This window comes from Anaeromyxobacter sp. (assembly GCA_016718565.1).
Taxonomy (GTDB): domain Bacteria; phylum Myxococcota; class Myxococcia; order Myxococcales; family Anaeromyxobacteraceae; genus JADKCZ01.
In genome coordinates this window covers 14078-32766 of the sequence record JADKCZ010000014.1, presented here as the reverse complement: position 1 = coordinate 32766, position 18689 = coordinate 14078, and the positions used below count along the sequence as shown (strand labels likewise).

14 protein-coding genes are annotated in these 18689 nt (G+C 72.1%); 12 read left to right on the top strand and 2 right to left on the bottom strand.

Features of this window, described 5'->3' with window-relative positions:
- Positions 1-5 precede the first annotated feature (5 nt).
- The 5 genes from IPO09_18705 (at position 6) to IPO09_18685 (ending at position 5283) form a co-directional block, all read left to right on the top strand.
- Complete coding sequence (locus IPO09_18705) at positions 6-941, top strand: hypothetical protein (protein ID MBK9519331.1); 936 nt, start codon at positions 6-8, stop codon at positions 939-941.
- The gene (locus IPO09_18700) at positions 938-2086 is read left to right on the top strand and encodes a glycosyltransferase family 1 protein (protein MBK9519330.1); all 1149 of its coding nucleotides are present in this window, start codon (positions 938-940) and stop codon (positions 2084-2086) included. Before IPO09_18705 ends, IPO09_18700 begins: the two co-directional genes overlap by 4 nt.
- Before the next feature lie 221 nt (positions 2087-2307).
- On the top strand, positions 2308-2865 hold the full coding sequence (locus tag IPO09_18695; GenBank protein ID MBK9519329.1) for a CatB-related O-acetyltransferase: 558 nt from the start codon (positions 2308-2310) through the stop codon (positions 2863-2865).
- The gene (locus tag IPO09_18690; protein ID MBK9519328.1) at positions 2862-4091 is read left to right on the top strand and encodes a glycosyltransferase family 4 protein; all 1230 of its coding nucleotides are present in this window, start codon (positions 2862-2864) and stop codon (positions 4089-4091) included. The genes IPO09_18695 and IPO09_18690 overlap by 4 nt, the downstream gene beginning before the upstream one ends.
- Positions 4054-5283, top strand: a complete 1230-nt coding sequence (locus IPO09_18685; GenBank protein MBK9519327.1) for a glycosyltransferase — start codon at positions 4054-4056, stop codon at positions 5281-5283. Before IPO09_18690 ends, IPO09_18685 begins: the two co-directional genes overlap by 38 nt.
- Here IPO09_18685 and IPO09_18680 read toward each other — a convergent pair.
- Positions 5280-6842, bottom strand: a complete 1563-nt coding sequence (locus IPO09_18680; GenBank protein ID MBK9519326.1) for a Gfo/Idh/MocA family oxidoreductase — start codon at positions 6840-6842, stop codon at positions 5280-5282. The two genes, IPO09_18685 and IPO09_18680, sit on opposite strands and share 4 nt — an antisense overlap.
- Before the next feature lie 135 nt (positions 6843-6977).
- On the opposite strand from IPO09_18680, the gene IPO09_18675 reads away from it, so the two are divergent.
- The 7 genes from IPO09_18675 to IPO09_18645 all read left to right on the top strand — a co-directional run bounded on the left by IPO09_18675 (position 6978) and on the right by IPO09_18645 (position 17978).
- Positions 6978-9113: a bi-domain-containing oxidoreductase gene (locus IPO09_18675; GenBank protein ID MBK9519325.1), complete on the top strand. Its 2136-nt coding sequence runs from the start codon at positions 6978-6980 to the stop codon at positions 9111-9113.
- A gap of 2 nt (positions 9114-9115) precedes the next feature.
- Positions 9116-11200, top strand: a complete 2085-nt coding sequence (locus IPO09_18670; protein MBK9519324.1) for an alginate lyase family protein — start codon at positions 9116-9118, stop codon at positions 11198-11200.
- A gap of 16 nt (positions 11201-11216) precedes the next feature.
- The gene (locus IPO09_18665; protein MBK9519323.1) at positions 11217-12449 is read left to right on the top strand and encodes a glycosyltransferase family 4 protein; all 1233 of its coding nucleotides are present in this window, start codon (positions 11217-11219) and stop codon (positions 12447-12449) included.
- 35 nt (positions 12450-12484) lie between these two features.
- A complete protein-coding gene (locus IPO09_18660) occupies positions 12485-13084 on the top strand; it encodes a sugar transferase (GenBank protein MBK9519322.1) in 600 nt (199 codons plus the stop codon).
- Entirely contained in the window at positions 13081-14871 is a 1791-nt protein-coding gene (locus IPO09_18655) for a NeuD/PglB/VioB family sugar acetyltransferase (protein ID MBK9519321.1), read from the top strand. Before IPO09_18660 ends, IPO09_18655 begins: the two co-directional genes overlap by 4 nt.
- Positions 14868-15968 (top strand): UDP-N-acetylglucosamine 2-epimerase (non-hydrolyzing), encoded by a 1101-nt coding sequence (gene wecB, locus IPO09_18650; protein ID MBK9519320.1) that lies wholly within the window; start codon positions 14868-14870, stop codon positions 15966-15968. Before IPO09_18655 ends, wecB begins: the two co-directional genes overlap by 4 nt.
- Before the next feature lie 120 nt (positions 15969-16088).
- Positions 16089-17978 (top strand): polysaccharide biosynthesis protein, encoded by a 1890-nt coding sequence (locus tag IPO09_18645; GenBank protein MBK9519319.1) that lies wholly within the window; start codon positions 16089-16091, stop codon positions 17976-17978.
- Between the two features lies 1 nt (position 17979).
- Here IPO09_18645 and IPO09_18640 read toward each other — a convergent pair whose 3' ends face one another.
- Entirely contained in the window at positions 17980-18567 is a 588-nt protein-coding gene (locus IPO09_18640) for a hypothetical protein (GenBank protein MBK9519318.1), read from the bottom strand.
- Positions 18568-18689 lie beyond the last annotated feature (122 nt).

Genomic DNA, 18689 nt, shown 5'->3' with positions numbered 1-18689 from the left:
ACGTTATGACCCCCCAATCAACCAGAGGTCGCCTGACCAGCTGGGTGGACCTGGCGCTCCCCGAGTTCAGCGGTAGCGTTCCCGTCGGCGAGGTTCGGCAGGCCACCATCAGGCCCCGCCGCGCGGCGGAGTGGCTGGGCGACTTCGAGGCCAGGCTCTCCATGCGGTCGGGCTTCCTCCCCATCTACCGCATGTCGGACGGCGAGTTCGTCTTCGTCTGCGGCTGGCGCCCCTACACCGCGGACTTCCTGCTCCGCTATCCGCGGATGACGATGCGCTCCTGGGCCAAGGCCCTCCTCAAGCACAACGTCGACCAGTTCCGGTCGGGCACCGTGGGCTACGGCTTCGAGAACTACACCCCAGAGGAGTGGAAGGTCGCCCGGGAGGGATACGGTCGCCGCGTCCAGCAGCTTTCGGCGGAGGGCATCCTGGCGGTGAACTACGTCTCCCACCTGCACTTTCCGCGTCAGTACATCCGACCGATGTGCGACTGGATGGACGCCAACCGCATCCACCTCGACGAGCAGAACTACTTCCCCTTCTACTTCGTCTACGCGCTCCTGCTCGGTCCTGGGGCAGACCGATTTTACCGTGGGCGCCGCATCCTGGTGGTCACCTCGGACGAGGACGGCACCAAGGCGCCTGGGATCGAGCGGACACTGCTGGCGCTCGGAGCCGAGTCGATGCAGTTCCGCAAGATCTCCCGCAGCAAGTCGATGCTGGACCGCGTCGACCTGGGCGGCCTGCGAGACGTGGACCTGGTGCTGGTGGGCGCCGGAGTGGGCGCGCTCAACGTCCTCGAGCAGGTGCGACCGCTGGCGGCCACCAGCATCGACGTCGGCTACGTGCTCGACTGCCTGTGGCAGCCGAAGCGGTTCGTCGGGCAGCGGGCCTTCACCGTCCCGGACCAGGGCTCACCGCTCCTGCGCGTCACGCCATGAGCCTGGCGATCCACCTTCGGACAACGGCCGCCTATGCGTGGTGGAGCCGGGCGCGCGAGCAGCAGCAGCTCGCGGCCTTCCGGCAGCGGCTCGGCGCCGTGCGGGCGGCGCCCGCTCGCGAGCCCGCGGCGCTGGGTTCGGCGCTCGGGAAACGGCGCGTCGCGCGTCGACCCGTGCCTGCGAGGCCGCACTTCGCCATCTTCGGGGCCAACGACTGGGAGCAGCATGGCCTCTGGCCAGCGTTTGCGTCGCTTGGGCAGGCCAGCCACTTCGACTACGCGCCACAGGCCCGTGCGGCGGGGAGCCCGAGCCAGGCCCTGCGGGGAGAACTGGGCCGGCAGTTCCTCGCCTTCGTCGAGTCCTCATCCCGCACCTCCCCGGTCGACGTGGCGTTCCTGTACGCCAGCGGCGCATACCTGGACCCGGACCTGCTGCGCGAGCTTGGAGCCCGTGGGATCTGGACGGTCGTCCTCGGACTGGATGACAAGCAGCAGCTCCCCGGCCCGCCGCAAGGAGGCCTGGTGGGCTGGCAGATGGAGGCGGCCCGGGGCGCAGACCTCTACTGGACCACCTGGCGAGCGGGGGTGGACTGGCTCGCGGCCGAGGGCGCGCGCCCCTGGTACGCACCAGAGGCGGCCTCACCCGATTTCTTCGCGCCCACCGTCGCGGAGCGGGACCTCGACGTCCTGTGGCTCGGGCGTGGCTATGGTGCGCGCCTTGATCTGGTCAGGCGGCTCGGGCAGATGGGATTTCAGGTCAGTGCCCACGGACCAGGCTGGCCAGGCGGGCCCGTGCCGTTCGAGTCGATGGTGGATCTCTACGGGCGCGCCAAGGTCGTCCTGGGCATGGGCGGCGTCGGACATACCGACAGGATCAAGCACTTGAAGGGACGGGACTTCGAGGTGCCCATGTGCGGGGCAGTCTACCTGACCAGCTTCAACCCCGAACTGGCGGATCACTACGCCATCGGCTCCGAGATCCTGTGCTACGCGTCGGTCGAGGAGTGCGCAGAGGTGCTGGCCTGGGTGCTCCACAGGCCCGGCGAGCAGGAGCGCATCCGCGCTGCTGCGCGCGCCCGCTCCCTGCGTGATCACACCTGGGTCAAGCGCATCGTCGATCTGACCGCGCAGTTGAGGGGACCGTGAGCGGGCCCCGCACCGCCAGCGCCGCTTCCGCGCTGCGCCTGCTGGTCGCCGGCCTCGGGCCCCGCACCGCGCTCGAGGTGGCACGCGCCGTCGCGCGGTGGCTCGTGATGCAGGGTCGGAAGCGCCTGCTCTACCCGCAGGTGACCTTCGGGGCCCGGACCAGCGTGGACGGCCGGTGCCAGTTCGGGCCGGGTGTCTCCGTCGGGCCGGACAGCACCCTCATGGCGACGTCCATGGGGCGGCAGACCTACTGCGCCTTCCGTCTCTGGGCAGCCAACACCACCTTTGGCCCGTTCTGCGCCATAGGGCCAGGAGTGATCTCGGGCATCGGTCGGCATCCCGCCAGGGGCTTCGCCACCTCCCACCCTGCCTTCTTCTCGCCCTCCTGGCCGGCCGAGCGCGGCTACGCGGTGAACCCCTTCGAAGAACACGTCCCGGTGGAGATCGGCGCGGACGTCTGGATCGGGGCCAACGCGTTCATCTCGGCCGGGGTCAAGATCGGCCACGGCGCCATCGTCGGGGCAGGCGCCGTGGTCACCCGTGACGTCGAGCCCTACGAGATCGTGGTCGGCGTGCCGGCCAAGCGGCTGCGCCTGCGCTTCCCTGAGGAGGACGTGCGCTTCCTCCTGGACCTCCGCTGGTGGGACTGGCCCGATAGCCGCCTCCGCGCACTGGGCCCTGCCTTCCACGAGGTCGCGGCGCTGCGCGCTGCGGTAGCTGGCGCAGCGGAGGAAACCGGCCCGAGCCAGCCGGACCCCGCGCGGGGCGACCCGCCATGAAGGTGCTGTACGTCACGAACTACCAGGGCAGCGCGGTGGTGGCGCAGCGCGGGCACCGGCGCAACCGCACCCTCGGGCCGAGCAAGAAGATCGAGCTCTTCGTCAGGGGCCTGGTGGCTCGCGGCCACGAGGTCCAGGTGGTGTCGCCCGCCACGGTCTCGGAGGACAGCTTGCGGTGGTATCCGGGGTTCGACGTGCCCGAGCCGGAGTGCGGCGGTGCCAGGGTCTGCTACCTGCCGGGCCTGGACTTACGGCGGGCCAACCTGCTGGTGGCGTCACAGGTGCTGGGACGCTTCTTGGCAAGGGTGGCACGGTTCGACGTGCTCTTCCTCTACAACCTCGAGTGGTACTTCCTGCGTCCAGTCCTGGCCTACTGCGCCCGAACCGGGACCCCGCTGGTGGTCGAGTACGAGGACGACGCGCTGGCGCCCGTCGGGGCCCAGCTGCAGGCCTGGCACGTTCGCCGGGGCCGGCGTGCCATCGCCGCGGCCCGAGGCGCCGTCACCGGCGTGGTGGCCGTCTCTCCGGAGCTCCTCCGGCAGCTCGACGTCGGCAACGGGGTCGTCATCCCGGGCCTGATCGGCGACGACTCCCTCGCCCTGCCCATCAAGGCCGGCCCGGCGTCGCAGGACCCCTTGCGGCTCATCTACACGGGCGGCATCAACCGCGAGAAGGGTCCCGACCTGCTGCTGGAGGCCGCAGACGGCCTCGGGTTTCCGGTGGAGGTCGACGTGGTGGGCGCGGGGCGCGACCTGGTCGCCCTGCGTGCCCAAGCGACGCGCTGCCGGGTCCCGGTGCGGGTCCATGGGGAGGTAGGGCGCGAGGCGCTGGTGAACCTGCTCGGGCGGGCCGACGTGGCCGTGAACCCCCACCGCATGCCACAGGGCCGGCGCGGCCAGATCTTCCCCTTCAAGATGGTCGAGTACATCGGGGCCGGCCTGCCGGTGGTCACCTCCAGGCTGGGTGAGTTCCCGCTGCCCGACAAGGGTTCCTTGCTCGAGTACGACCGGGACGATGCGGGGAGCCTCGCCGAGGCCTTGACCGGAGCAAGGGAACGCCTCGAAGGCCTGAGAACGGCGGCAGTGAAGGCACGGGCCTGGGTCGCGGCGGAGTACTCTCCGGCCGGTGCGGCGGAGAAGCTGGAACGAGTCTTCGTCGCTGCGCGGGCGGCCTCTGGAGCTCGCCAAGGTGCTGGCGCCGACGAACGCCGGGAGGTCCATGACTGACCCGCCCATTCGGATCTTCACCCTGGTCGACCACTATCTCCCGGGCTTCCGCCACGGGGGCCCGACGCGCACGGTCAGCAACCTGGTCTCGAAGATGCCGCCGCGGTACCAGTTCCTGCTCTTCACGCGCGACCGGGATCAGGGGGTCCACGAGCCCTACCCGGATGTCCCGCGGAACCAATGGGTCCAGGTGGGCCGGGCCCGGGTCTACTACGCCTCACCAGGCGCCCTGTCCTGGTGGAACCTGGCCAGGCTGGTGCGGGAGGTCGACCCGCACGTCGTCTACACCAACAGCCTCTTCTCTCGACTGACCATCCGGTTCCTGTTGCTGCGCAAGCTCGGGCTGGTGAGACGGCTCCCGTTCATCATCGCGCCCAGGGGCGAGATGGCGTCCAGCGCACTCGGGCTGAAGCGTCTCAAGAAGAAGCTCTTCCTGAGGCTGGCCATCAGGGCGGGGTGGTTCCGCGACACCCTGTGGCAGGCGTCGACCGAGTTCGAGCGAGCCGACATCGAGCGGGCCCTGCCCGCGGACGCGGAGGTGCGGGTCTCGAGGAACATCGCCGTGGCCATCGACGCCCTGCCCGAAGCCAGCGCCATGGCGATGGAGGGGCGCCCTGCCAAGGTCGCCGGGCAGGCCCGCTTCGTCTACCTGGCCCGCATCGCCAGGGTGAAGAACCTGGAGTTCGGAGTCCGGATGCTGGCGAAGCTGGGCCAGCCGACCTCGCTCGACGTCTACGGTCCGATTGACGATCTCCCTTACTGGGACGCGTGCCAGCGCGCGGCCGCCCGGGGCCCGGAACTGACGCTCCGCTACCTGGGGCCGGTGGAGCACAGCCAGGTCCTGTCCACCATGCAGCAGAACGACTTCCTGCTGCTCCCCACGCTCGGCGAGAACTTCGGGCACTCCATCTTCGAGGCACTGGTGGCCGGCTGCCCGCCGGTGATCAGCGACAAGACGCCGTGGCGCGACCTGGAGTCGGCGGGCACTGGCTGGGACCTGCCGCTCGACGACGAAGATGCCTGGCAGCGCGCGCTGGCGGCTTGCGTCGTCATGGGGCCGGCGGAGCACGAGGCGATGGCGGAAGCCGGCCGGCGCTTCGCCCTGGCCATGTCCGAGACGGACTCGGCCGTCGAGCAGAGCGTGGCGCTGTTCCAGCGCGCGCTGCAGGCGAGCGGCCGGCCGGAGGACTAGCCGGCCCCCCCCATGGCGGCCTGGTAGGCCTCGTCGAGGTCGATGGCCAGCTGGGAGGAGACCAGCACCGACGCCACCGGGTCACCGGGCGCACCCTGCGCGATGGCCTTCGCGATCTGCCGGTACATGGCTCCGTAGACGTCCAGCTTGTTGATGCGGGCCCTCCGCAGGAACCGGGTGGGGCCTTCTGCGGCGTAGTGGCTGGCGTTGCGCATCGTCACGGTCCGCACGCCCAGGCGCAGCTCCACGTGGTCCTGGACCCCGATGCGGCTGCTGCCCTGATCCGTCAGCGCCATGGTGAAGACGGCCCCGTTCTCCAGCTCCACGGTCACGCTGGCGGTGCCGTCCCGGGAGGCCTGCACGGAGCGCTGCACCGGCGCGGCGAAGTCATTGAGGAAGAGGAAGTGGTCGAGCCAGTGGCAGCCGTTCGAGATGACCCTGGATCGGCTGTTCGGCCAGCGGTACCAGTGACGCGCGGGCAAGGGCACCTCGTAGACGATGCAGTGGTAGGAGATGGGGTCCTGGGGTCGAGACTGCAGGTCCTGGCGCGCCCAGGCGTTGAACGGAAGGTACCGTCGCTGGAAGCAGCCGAAGAGTCGGCCGGCTCCGTCGGCGAGCGCGGCGGCCAGGAGGTCCAGCTGGGCGCGGGTCGTCACCAGCGGCTTCTCCACCACGGCGGCCGCCCCTTGCCGCAGCGCATGGACGGCGAGCCCCGCATGGTGGTGGTGGAAGCCGGCGATGAACCATGCATCGTACCGCTCGTCGGTTCGGGGCAGCGGCGAGGTATCGAGCGCTACGCCCGTCCCGTCGGCGGTAGCACCAATCTGGCAGGGGTCCACCTCGTGGATGCACCGCACGTCCAGGTGGCCCCGCAGGTTCGGGAGGATGGCCGTCTTGGCGTAGTTGCCGAGTCCGAAGATGACCGCGGTAGGCCGGCCCGACGGCACCGCCCCGGCCTTGGTCCGCTCCCGAAGGACCGACGGAGGGGGCGCAGATGGGCGGGCTTCGTCGAGCGCTGTGGGGCCCGTGGGCGCGCCGGCCAACAAGGCCTCGATCGCCTGCCTGGGCGCGGGAGTTCCGGCGTCCGAGGTCCAGCCGCCGACCACCTGGGCCAGCTCGACGGCGCCCGGGAACGTCGTGGTCCCGCACGCCGGGGCGGTGGGTGCGGCCGCGGGCGGGCGCTCGACGAGCCGCACCAGGTCGGCGTGCAGCACCACCCGCTCCATGCCGGCGGGGTGGGCAGGCGCGACGAACGCGACCCAGCTCCCGGCCGGCGGGGTGCCGAGCCCCGCGGCCTCGAGTACCTGACCCGTCCCGACAGCCACGAACTTCTGGTTCCGCAGGCGCTCCTTGGTGCGCGAGACCACCTTGCGCACCACGTTCCTGGCTCCAACCTCGCGCCAATAGTTGAAGAGCAGCCGGAAGCTCCGCGGGCGAACGAAGTACAGGTCGGTGAGCGGCGCCACCGTGTGCCAGGTCGAGACCTGCACCCGGCAGTGCCCCGGCCTCATCGCCTCGTCCAGGAAGCCGTCCTGCCAGTCGTCACCCAGAATTCTCATGTCGAAGCAGCACGTTAGCTTGCTGGTGCCGCGCCATCCAAGCTAAAAGCCGGAGGGCACCATGTTGGTGAGCCGGGAGACCGAGAACCATCGACCGGGCCCGGCCGCCGTCGGCGGGTTCCCTGGGGGCGAGTGATGAAGCAGGTGGTTCAGGACGTCCGGTCTGGCAGGACCGAGGTGCGTGAGATCCCGGCCCCCATCGCGGGCCCGGGCCAGCTGGTGGTCGCCATCGCCGCGTCGCTGCTCTCGGCCGGCACCGAGCGCTACGTGGTCGAGCTGGCGCGCAAGAGCCTCCTCGGCAAGGCGCGCCAGCGCCCGGACCACGTGAAGCGGGTCCTCCAGAAGCTCAAGAACGAAGGGCTGGTGGCCACGGCACAGCAGGTGCTCGCCAAGCTGAGCGAGCCGATGCCGCTGGGGTACTCGGCCGCGGGGGTTGTGCTGGAGTGTGGGCGCGGCGTGCAGGACTTCAAGCCAGGGGACCGGGTGGCCTGCGCTGGTCCCCACGCGGGCGTCGTGTCGGTTGGCCGGAACCTCTGCGCCAGGATCCCCGACGGCGTCACCGACGAGCAGGCGGCTTACACCTCGGTGGCGGCCATCGGGCTCGAGGGCGTGCGGCTCGCCAAGGTCACGCTGGGGGAGCGCGTCCTGGTGATCGGCCTGGGGCTCATCGGACAGATCTGCGTGGCCCTGCTGAAGGCGCAGGGGTGCCGGGTGATCGGGACGGACATCGATCCCGCCAAGCTGGAGCTGGCGCGCAGCTTCGGGGCGGACGTGGTGGCGCAGGGCTCCCCGCTCGACGCCATCAAAGCCTTCACCGGGGGGCACGGCGTGGACGCCGCGGTCATCACGGCCGCCACCGAGAGCAACGAGCCCATCGAGTTCTCGGCCGCGGCGTGCCGCACCAAGGGCCGCATCGTCCTGGTGGGAGTGGTCGGGCTCCAGCTCCCGCGACCGCCCTTCTTCGCCAAGGAGCTCGAGTTCACGGTCTCCTCCTCGCTCGGCCCTGGGCGCAACGACCCCTCCTACGAGGATAAGGGGATCGACTACCCCATCGGTCACGCCCGCTGGACGGCGCGGCGGAACATGGAAGCGGTGCTGGACCTGGTGGAGCAAGGCAAGCTGCCGGTCGAGCGGCTCACCACCCACCGGTTCCCCATCGAGGAGGCCGGGACCGCCTACGATCTGGTGACCTCGCGGGACAAGTCGGCCCTCGGGATCATCCTCCAATACCCGAAGGAGGAGCGGCCGCTGCGGCGGAGGGTGGACTTCGCCCGGGCGCCGGCGGCGGCAGGTCCCGTCGGAGTGAGCCTCGTCGGCGCCGGCAACTACGCGCGACTGGTGCTCATGCCCGTGCTCGACCGGGTCCAGGGGTTTGTCTGGCGGGGGCTCTGCACGGCGAAGGGCATGTCCGGCGAGCAGGCGGCCCGCACCAGGGGTTTCGCCTTCGCCACCACCGACGTCGCCGAGATCCTGGCCGACGCCTCCACCCAGGCCGTGCTGATCGCGACGCGCCACGACCTGCACGCCGACCTGGTGGTGGCGGCGCTGCAGGCCGGCAAGCACGTGTTCGTCGAGAAGCCGCTGTGCATCAACGAGGAGGAGCTCCAGCGGATCGAGGCCTGCGTCGAGGGGCTTGGCGCGGCCTGCCCGCTCCTCACCGTCGGCTTCAACCGGCGCTTCGCGCCAGGGCTGGCGCGGGTGAAGCGCCACATGGGCGGGGCCGTGCCACTCAGCATCTCCTATCGGTTCGCGCCCGGGCCGATCCCGAAGGAGCACTGGACCCAGGACGAGGAGGTTGGCGGCGGGAGGCTGGTGGGAGAGGCTTGCCACGCCCTGGACACCTGCGTCGCGTTGGCCGGCAGCCTGCCGGTCCGGGTCCAGGCCGAGTCGGTGGCGCTCGTGCAAGGCATCGAGGCCGCCGACGACCGGGTGGCCATCTCGGTGAGGCACGCCAACGGCAGCCTCTCGGTGGTCTTCTACCAGGCGGGCGGCGACAAGGCCTTCCCGTCCGAGCGGCTGGAGGTCTTCGGGGGCGGTCGGGTGGCGGTGCTCGACGGGTGGGAGACCATCGAGCTTTGGCGGGATGGCGCCCGCACCAGGGAGTCGGCGGGCCGGGACAAGGGGCATCGGAGCGAGCTCGAGGCCTTCCTGGAAGCTTGCAGGACGGGCGGCCCCTGGCCGATTCCGTGGGAGGAGCTCAGGGCGGTCACCAGCGCCAGCCTTCTGGCGGTGCGCAGCCTTCGCGAGGGCGTCGCCTTCCAGGTGCCTTGAGCGTGTCGTCGATACTCGGGGGCGTCCGCGATCGCGCGCAGGAGATGCTGGAGCTCGGGCCGGGCGGGCTGGCGTTCCGGGCCGCCTGGGAGTTCGAGCTACGGTCCGGGCTGCTGGCGGTGCTCGACGGGCCACCGAGGCCGCCAGCCCGGCTCTCGCTGGCGCCCGGGCTACCCTTCGGCCACCCGGCGGAGTTGGGCGGGCTGCGTGGGACCATTGGCGCGCCGGCGCTGGAGGGCTTGCTCGATGCGGCGCGCAAGGGCGCGGGCGGAAGGATCCTCGGGTTTGGCCGTCACCTGCTCGACTACCGGCACCCCATCGACTGGCACCGGGATCCCGTCAGCGGGGAGCGCTGGCCGGCGGACGTCCACTGGTCGAAGGTGCTGCGGGCCCGGCCCAGCCCGGGCGACGTCAAGCTGGTCTGGGAGGCCGCGCGCTTCCCGCAGGCCTACCACCTGGCGCGGGCCGCCGCGTTCTTCCCGGACCAGGCCACGGGACTCGGCCGAGCGCTGGCCGCGCAGGTAGACGGGTTCCTGGCTGCCAACCCGTATGGCAAGGGGCCGCACTGGGCGTCCGGGCAGGAGACCGCCTTTCGCCTCATGGCCTGGACCTTCGCGGCCTCTGCGCTGGCAAAGGCCGCACCGTCCGGGCTCGAGGCGATCTTGGCCCGCGCCCTCTTCGAGGGCGCCACCGCCATCGAGCGCCACCTCGGCTACTCGAAGAAGGCGGTCTACAACAACCACCTCATCTCGGAGGCCGTCGGCCTGCTCCTGGCCGGCACCGCGCTGCCCGGACTTCCGCAGGCCGCGCGGTGGTCCGCGCTGGCCCTCGAGCTTCTGACGGAGCAGGCCGGTCGGCAGTTCTACCCTGACGGTGGCTACATCCAGCTCTCCCACAACTACGAGCGCGTCGCGCTCCAGGGGTACCTCTTCGCCGCCGCGCTGCGGCGCGCGCAGGGCGCAGCGGTTCCGGGCGAATGGCTTGCTGGCATGGAGCGAGGGCTGGACTTCCTCCACCAGCAGCAGAACCCGGAGGACGGCCGCCTCCCCAACTTCGGGTTCAACGACGGGGCGCTGCCCTGCGTCCTGAGCACCTGCGAGTACGGCGACTTCCGGCCGCTCTTGCAGTCCCTCTCGGTGCTGACGCGGGCCGAGCGGCTCTATCCCCCCGGGCCCTGGGACGAGGAGGCCGCCTGGTGGCTCGGCGCAGCGGCTCTCCAAGCGCCGCTGCGCCCCCGACCGCGCCGCTCCGTCTCCTTCGGGCACACCGGCTTCCACGTGCTCCGTGCCGCGGACGAGCGCACCTTCGCGGCCTTTCGCTGCGGCACGGTGCGTGACCGGTTCGCCCAGGTGGACATGCTCTCGCTGGACGTCTGGTGGAGGGGCCAGAACGTGCTGGTTGACCCTGGGAGCTACCTCTACAACGGCCCGCGCGAGTGGCACGACCACTTCGTCCGCACCGCGGCGCACAACACCGTGGTGGTCGACGGCCGCGATCAGATGCTCCACTACCGCCAGTTCAAGTGCCTGTACTGGACCGAGGCGGAGTTGCTGCGGTTCGGCGGGGACGGCCTGGCCGCCTGGTGCAGCGGCGAGCATCACGGCTACCGCCGGCACCCCGGTCGCTGCGTCCACCGGCGATCGGTGTTGATGGCCGGAGAGGGGCTGTGGGTGGTGGTGGACCGCATCGAGGGTGATGGCGTTCACCTGGCCAGGCTCCAGTGGCTGGGTGGTGAGCACCCGTGGCACGCGATCCCAGGTGGCATGGTGCTCGGGACGCCGGCCGGGCCCTTCCATGTCCAGGTCCTCGATGATCGGGCCGCCGTGGCCGAGGCCACTGTCGCGGCCGGTCAGGCCCAGCCGCCGCGAGGCTGGCTGTCACGACACTACGCGGAGAAGGTGGCCGTCCCGTCGCTTGTGGTCGAGGCGCGCGGCCTGCTACCCATCACCCTGGTCTCCGTGCTGTCATCGGGGCCCGCGATCACATCGGCTGAGGGCCAGGCCTGGACAGTTCGGACCTCCGACCTCTCTTTGAGCTTCCAACTCGAGGCGACAGGGCCGGAAGGCCTCGTGGTCGGCACACCCTGACCTGGGCGAAACAGTCGTGAGGATCCTCGTCGTCCACCAGTTCTACCTGCAGCCCGGCGAGCCGGGCGGCTCGCGCTTCAACGAGCTGGCGCGGCTCTGGAGCGAGGCCGGCCACCAGGTCACCGTCATCGCCGGCACGGTCAACTACACCACCGGCCAGGCGCCGGCGCGCTACGCCGGCCGCTGGACCACCCGGGAGCAGGACGGGCCGGTCACGGTGTGGCGCTGCCACGTGCCCGCCAGCTACGGCAGGAGCTACCTCGGCCGCATGTGGGCCTTCTTCGCCTTCACCCTCTCCGCCGCCACCGCGGCGCTGCGGGTGGAGCGCCCGGATGTGGTCATCGCCACCTCGCCCCCGCTGGTGGCGGCCCTGCCGGGCTGGCTGGCGGCGCGCCGCCACGGCGCCCGGCTGGTCTTCGAGATCCGCGACCTCTGGCCCGAGAGCGCCGTCACCACCGGCGTGCTGCGGGAGGGCGCGGCGCTCACCCGGCTCCTCTACGCCCTGGAGCGCTGGGCCTGCCGCACCGCCGACCGGATCAACGTGCTCACCCCGGCCTTCCGCGACGACCTGGTGCGCCGGGGCCTGGCGCCTGCCGGCAAGATCGTCTTCGTGCCCAACGGCGCCGACCTGGACCTCTTCTCGCCCGGCCCGCCGGACCAGGCGCTGCGCGCCGAGCTCGGCTGGGGAAGCCGCTTCGTGGTCATGTACGCGGGCGCCCACGGCCGGGCCAACGCCATCGGCCAGCTGGTGGACGCCGCCGAGCGGCTGCGCCACCGCCCGGACATCCTCATCGCCTCGGTGGGCGACGGCCAGGAGCGGCGCCAGCACGAGGAGCGGGCCCGCGCCCTGGGGCTCACCAACCTGGTGTTCCACGGCGCCCAGCCCAAGGAGCGCATGCCGGCCCTGGTGCGGGCCTGCGACGCCGGCGCCGCGGTCCTGCAGGACAACCCCACCTTCCGCACCGTCTACCCCAACAAGGTCTTCGACTACATGGCCTGCGAGCGCCCCACGCTGCTGGCCATCGACGGCGTGGCGCGGCAGCTGGTGTGCGAGGAGGCCCGCGCCGGGCTGTTCGCCAGGCCGGAGGACGGCGCCGCGCTGGCCGAGGCCATCGTCGCGCTGGCCGACGACCCGGCAGGGCGCGCCGCCATGGGGCGCAGCGGCCGGGCCTGGGTGGTGGCCAACGCCGGGCGCGAGGCGCTGGCCTCCAGGTACCTGGGCCACCTGGCCGAGCTGGTGGGGCCGTGAGCGGGCCGGGGCGGCAGCGGGGCTGGCGGGCCGGGGTGAAGCGCCTGGTGGATGGCGCGGCTGCCGCGGCCGGGCTCGTGCTGCTCTCGCCGCTGCTCGCCCTGGTGGCCCTGGCCATCCGCCTCGACATGGGTGCGCCGGTGCTGTTCCGCCAGGAGCGGCCGGGCCGCCACGCCCGGCCCTTCCGCGTGGTGAAGTTCCGCACCATGCGCCACGCCCTGGGGCGCGACGGGCGGCCGCTGCCCGACGCCGAGCGGCTCACCGCCCTGGGCCGCTTCCTGCGCGCCGCCAGCCTGGACGAGCTGCCGCAGCTCTGGAACGTGCTGCGCGGCGACCTCTCGCTGGTGGGGCCGCGCCCGCTCCTCATGCAGTACCTGCCGCGCTACTCGCCCGAGCAGGCGCGGCGCCACGAGGTGCTGCCCGGCATCACCGGGTGGGCCCAGGTGAACGGGCGCAACGCCATCTCCTGGGAGGAGAAGTTCGCGCTGGACGTGTGGTACGTGGACCACTGGAGCCTGGCGCTGGACCTGAAGATCCTGGCGCTGACGGCGCTCAAGGTCGTCACCCGGTCGGGCATCTCGAAGGAAGGCCACGTCACCATGCCGGAGTTCAAGGGTTCCGAGGACCACCAGTGAGCCAGGCAGGACCGCTCCTCGTCCTGGGCGCCGGCGGGCACGGGAAGGTGGTGGCCGACGTGGCCCGCTCCGCCGGCTGGGCGCTGGCCGGCTTCCTCGACGACGCCCCGGCGCTCGACGGCACCTCGCTGTGGGGGCTGCCGGTGCTGTCGCTCGACCGGCTGCGCCGCGAGCGGCCGACCCTGCTCCAGGCCGCGCTGGCGCTGGGGGTCGGCGAGAACGGCGCGCGGGAGCGGGCCCACGCGCGGCTCCTGGCGGCCGGCTTCACGGTGGTCACCCTGGTCCACGCCTCGGCGGTGGTGGCGCCCACCGCCACGCTCGGCGAGGGCACCGTGGTGATGGCCAACGCCACCGTCAACCCGGACGCGCGCCTGGGGCGCGGCAACATCGTCAACACCGGCGCGGTGGTGGAGCACGACTGCCTGCTCGCCGACTACGTCCACCTCTCGCCCAACGCCGCCCTGGGCGGCGCCGTCACCCTGGGCGCGCGCACCCACCTCGGCCTCGGCGCGGTGGTGCTGCCCGGCCTGGTCATCGGCGCCGGCGTCCGGGTGGGCGCGGGCGCGGCGGTGGTGCGGGACGTGGCCGAGGGGCTCACGGTGGTGGGCGTGCCGGCCAGGCCGGCGCGCCCGGGAAGGGAGCGAGCGGTGAAGCGCATCTACCTCTCCGTGCCGCACATGGGCGGCGCCGAGGAGGGCTACGTCCACGAGGCCTTCGCCTCCAACTGGCTCTCCACGGTGGGCCCCAACCTCGACGCCTTCGAGAAGGCCTTCGAGGCCCGGCTCGGCCTCCCCTCGGTGGCGCTGGGCAGCGGCACCGCCGCCCTGCACCTCGGCCTGCGCCTGCTCGGCGTGGGGCCGGGCGACGAGGTGGTCTGCCCCACGCTCACCTTCGTGGCCAGCGTCAACCCGGTGCGCTACCTGGGCGCCGAGCCGGTCTTCGTGGACAGCGACCCCGCCACCTGGATGCTGGACCCCGCGCTGCTCGACCGGCTGCTGGAGCGCAAGGCTCGCGCCGGCCGGCTGCCGAAGGCGGTGGTGGTGGTGCACCTGTACGGCCAGTGCGCCGACCTCGACCCCATCCTGGCCAGCTGCCGCCGCCACGGGGTGCCGGTGCTGGAGGACGCCGCCGAGGCGCTGGGCACGCTCTACAAGGGGAAGCCGGCCGGCACCCTGGGCGACCTCGGCATCTTCTCCTTCAACGGCAACAAGATCATCACCACCACCGGCGGCGGGATGCTCTCGTCGGCGCGGCGGGAGTGGGTGGAGAAGGCGCGCTTCTGGTCCCAGCAGGCGCGCGATCCGGCGGTCGAGTACCATCACACCGAAATGGGCTACAACTACCGGCTCTCCAACGTGCTGGCCGGCATCGGCCGCGGGCAGCTCGAGGTGCTCGACGAGCGGGTGGCGCAGCGGCGGGCCGTGGCCTTCCGCTACCGCGACGCCTTCGCCGACCTGCCCGGCCTCACCCTCATGCCGCAGGCGGCCTACGGCCTGCACACCAACTGGCTCTCCTGCTTCCTGGTGGACGAGGCGCGCTTCGGCGCCACGCGCGACGCCGTCATCCAGGCGCTGGGCCGGCTGAACATCGAGGCCCGCCCGGTCTGGAAGCCCATGCACCTGCAGCCGCTCTACGCCGCCAGCGAGTGCCTGGGCGGGGAGGTGGCCGCCGACCTCTACCGGCGCGGGCTCTGCCTGCCCTCCTCCTCCAGCCTGCCCGCCGAGGACCAGGCCGCGGTGGTGGCCGCCGTCCGCGCCTGCGCCGGCCGCCGGGCCGGGACGCCATGAAGATCATCCACGTCGTCGGGGCGCGCCCGAACTACATGAAGATCGCCCCGGTGATGAAGGCCGTGGCCCAGGCCGGCTTCGCCACCCAGCGCCTGGTCCACACCGGCCAGCACTACGACGTGGCCATGTCCGACGTCTTCTTCACCGAGCTCGGCATGCCGGTGCCCGACGAGCACCTGGGCGTGGGCTCCGGCTCGCACGCCGAGCAGACCGCCAAGGTGATGGTGGGGTTCGAGCGCATCTGCCTGGCGCAGCGGCCGGACCTGGTGGTGGTGGCGGGCGACGTCAACTCCACCATGGCCTGCGCCATCGACTGCGCCAAGCTGCGCATCCCCTGCGCCCACGTGGAGGCCGGCCTCCGCTCCTTCGACCTCGACATGCCGGAGGAGGTGAACCGCATCGTCACCGACCGGCTCTGCGAGCTCTTGCTCACCCCCTCGGCCGACGGCGACCAGAACCTGCTGGCGGAGGGCACGCCGCCCGGGCGCATCTTCCGGGTGGGCAACGTGATGATCGACACGCTGCTGGCGCACCTGCCGAAGGCCCGGGCCACCGGCGCCCCCGCCCGGCTGGGGCTGGACACCGGCGGCTACGCGGTGCTCACGCTCCACCGGCCCTCCAACGTGGACGATCCGGCCACGCTGTCAGGCCTGCTCGACGCGCTGGAGGTCATCCAGCGGCGCCTGCCCATCGTCTTCCCGGTGCACCCGCGCACCCGCAAGCGGCTCGCCGAGTCCGGCCTGGGCGGGCGGGTGGAGGCCATGGCGGGCCTGCGGCTGTGCGACCCGCTCGGCTACCTCGAGTTCCTGGGCCTGACCTCGCAGGCCAGGCTGGTGCTCACCGACTCCGGCGGCCTGCAGGAGGAGACCACCGCGCTGGGCATCCCGTGCTTCACGCTGCGCGAGAACACCGAGCGGCCGGTGACCATCACCGAGGGCACCAACACCCTGGTGGGCGTGGCGCCGGGCCGCATCGTGGCCGAGGTGGAGGCGGCGCTGGCCGGGCGGGGCAAGGCCGGGCGCGTCCCCGCGCTGTGGGACGGCCAGGCCAGCCTGCGCATCGCCGAGCTGCTGCGCACCTGGCGGCGCGCGGGGTAGGCCGGTCCCGCCGGGGTGCGACCCCCCGCACCGGTGAAGCAGCCGGTGGGATCTGTTAGCCTCCCCTCTCTCGTGACCCAGCGGGCCGCCACCCTCCGCGTCGGCATCCGCCGCTCGCTCATCATCGCCGTCCACGTGGCGCTGTGGAGCGCGTCCTACTGGCTCGCCTTCGGCCTGCGCTTCGACTTCAGCGCCGAGCACCAGTACGCGGCGGAGATGCTGCGCTGGTTCCCCATCCTGCTGGTCCTGCGCCTCGGCATCTACCAGGCCAGCGGCCTGTTCCGCGGGATGTGGAAGTACACCGGCGCCCGGGATCTCAAGGCCATCGTGCTGGCCACCTCGGCCTCCACGCTCCTGTTCCTGGCGGTGCTGGGCCTGCTCTTCCGCACCTTCCCGCGCTCCGTCATCACCATCGAGTGGGCCCTCTGCATCATCCTGGTGGGCGGGGCCCGCTTCACCTACCGCACCTTCACCGCCGACCGCCGCCCCGCGCCCGAGAAGGACGTCAAGCCCACCCGCCTGCTCATCGTGGGCGCCGGCGACGCCGGCGAGCTGCTGCTGCGCGAGCTGCACCGCAACCACGCCGCGCGCTTCCACGTGGTGGGCTTCGCCGACGACGACCACCACAAGCTGCACGCCCACATCCACGGGGTGCGGGTGGTGGGCACGGTGGCGCAGCTGCCGGCCCTGGTGGGCGACCACGACGCCGACGAGGTGATCATCGCGGCGCCCACCGCCACCGGCGCCCAGATGCGCCGCATCGTGGAGCTGTGCAAGGCCTCCGGGGCGCGCTTCAAGACCATGCCCGGGCTCGACCAGCTCATCGACGGCCGGGTCACCTTGAACCAGCTCCGCAACGTGGCCATCGAGGACCTGCTGGGCCGCGACCCGGTGGAGCTCGACATGGAGGCCATCGCGGCCGTCATGAAGGGGCACGTGGTGATGGTCACCGGCGCCGGGGGCTCCATCGGCTCCGAGCTGTGCCGCCAGGTCTGCCGCTTCGCCCCGTCGGCGCTGCTCCTGGTGGAGCGCACGGAGAACAACCTCTTCCAGATCCACCGCGAGCTGGCCGCCAGCCACCCCGAGGTCTCGCTGGTGGCCCTGGTGGCCGACGTGGGCGACGCCGCCCGCATGGCGGAGGTCTTCGAGCGCCACCGGCCCTCGGTGGTGCTGCACGCCGCGGCCCACAAGCACGTGCCGATGATGGAGTGGAACCCGGGCGAGGCGGTCAAGAACAACGTGCTGGGCACCCGCTGCCTGGCGGACCTGGCCGACCGCTTCGGGGTCGAGCGCTTCGTCATGATCTCCACCGACAAGGCGGTCAACCCCACCTCGGTGATGGGCGCCACCAAGCGGGTGGCCGAGCTCTACGTGCAGTCGCTCTCGCAGCGCTCCCGCACCAAGTTCGTCACGGTGCGCTTCGGCAACGTGCTCGGCTCGGCCGGCAGCGTCATCCCCATCTTCAAGGAGCAGATCGCCGCCGGCGGCCCGGTGCTGGTGACCCACCCGGAGATGAAGCGCTACTTCATGACCATCCCGGAGGCCAGCCAGCTGGTGCTGCAGGCCGGCACCATGGGGCACGGCGGCGAGATCTTCATCCTGGACATGGGCGAGCCGGTGCGCATCGCCGACCTGGCGCGCGACCTCATCACGCTCTCGGGCCTCACCCCGGGCGTGGACGTCGAGATCCGCTTCAGCGGCGTGCGCCCCGGCGAGAAGCTCTTCGAGGAGCTGTCGGTGGCCGCCGAGACCGCCGAGAAGACCCACCACCCCAAGATCTTCGTGGGCCGGTTCCGCCCCTGCGAGCAGGCCCAGCTGGAGCGCGGCCTGGAGCGGCTGCGCGAGGTGCTGGGCCACCCGGCCGAGGAGGTGCGGGCCCGCCTGGCCGAGCTGGTGCCGGAGTACGCCTCGCCGGAGGACGGCGCCCGCGCGGCCAGCCTGGCCCGCGAGGCCGCGGAGCAGGCCAGGCCTGCCGGCCCAGGCCAGGCCGGCGCGGCCCTGCCCGGCTGAGTCACCGCGCCCGCACCCCGATCACCACCTGCACCTTGAAGCGCTCGCCGGGCTGGAGCCGGGAGACCGGCAGCACGTACCCGTTGAGCGCCCACTGTACGCAGGCCACCAGGGACGGCCTGGTCTGCCCAGGGCTCTGGAGCTTGCTCGACCAGAACTTGAGCTGCCCTTGCTGCGGCTCCACCTCCACCAGCAGCACCGCGCGCCCCTCCGGTTCGTCACCGCGCCGGCGCAGGTCGTCGCCCAGCCGCAGCTCCATGGCGCCGCAGCGGCCGCTCAGCACGCCCTGCAGCGTGGAGGTCTCGTCGCGCACGTAGCCCGGGGCCGGCGGCGCGCCGGAGGGCGGCAGCGCCTCGGGCGGTGGCGCCGGGGCGGGGAGGGAGGGCGGAGCCCTCATCTCCGCGGCCACCTCGGCCGGTGTGGCGGTGGGCGCGGGTGGTGCAACATCTACGCTGGGTGCGGGTTGCGGCGAGGCCACGGGGGTCTGGGGATCCCCGGCCTCGGACCCGCCGAGCCAGTCCAGCAGGGCCAGGCTGCCCAGGAACACCAGGGCGATGGCGATGATCGACGGCAAGAGCATGCGGCGCATGAGCGCACCCCCCTTATCACGGCACAGAGTAAGGAAATTTTGAGTCCAAATATCAATGTACCGTACTCAAACGACACCAGACCTGCGGACTATGTGGCCTTCTTCCGAGGGTACTAGATTGC

Bases quoted from the DNA above. Each gene is read 5' to 3' on its own strand.
- IPO09_18705 (MBK9519331.1), top strand. From the start codon at position 6: ATGACCCCCCAATCAACCAGAGGTCGCCTGACCAGCTGGGTGGACCTG.
- IPO09_18700 (MBK9519330.1), top strand. From the start codon at position 938: ATGAGCCTGGCGATCCACCTTCGGACAACGGCCGCCTATGCGTGGTGG.
- IPO09_18695 (MBK9519329.1), top strand. From the start codon at position 2,308: ATGGCGACGTCCATGGGGCGGCAGACCTACTGCGCCTTCCGTCTCTGG.
- IPO09_18690 (MBK9519328.1), top strand. From the start codon at position 2,862: ATGAAGGTGCTGTACGTCACGAACTACCAGGGCAGCGCGGTGGTGGCG.
- IPO09_18680 (MBK9519326.1), bottom strand. From the start codon at position 6,842: ATGAGAATTCTGGGTGACGACTGGCAGGACGGCTTCCTGGACGAGGCG.
- IPO09_18675 (MBK9519325.1), top strand. From the start codon at position 6,978: ATGAAGCAGGTGGTTCAGGACGTCCGGTCTGGCAGGACCGAGGTGCGT.
- wecB (MBK9519320.1), top strand. From the start codon at position 14,868: ATGAAGATCATCCACGTCGTCGGGGCGCGCCCGAACTACATGAAGATC.
- IPO09_18640 (MBK9519318.1), bottom strand. From the start codon at position 18,567: ATGCGCCGCATGCTCTTGCCGTCGATCATCGCCATCGCCCTGGTGTTC.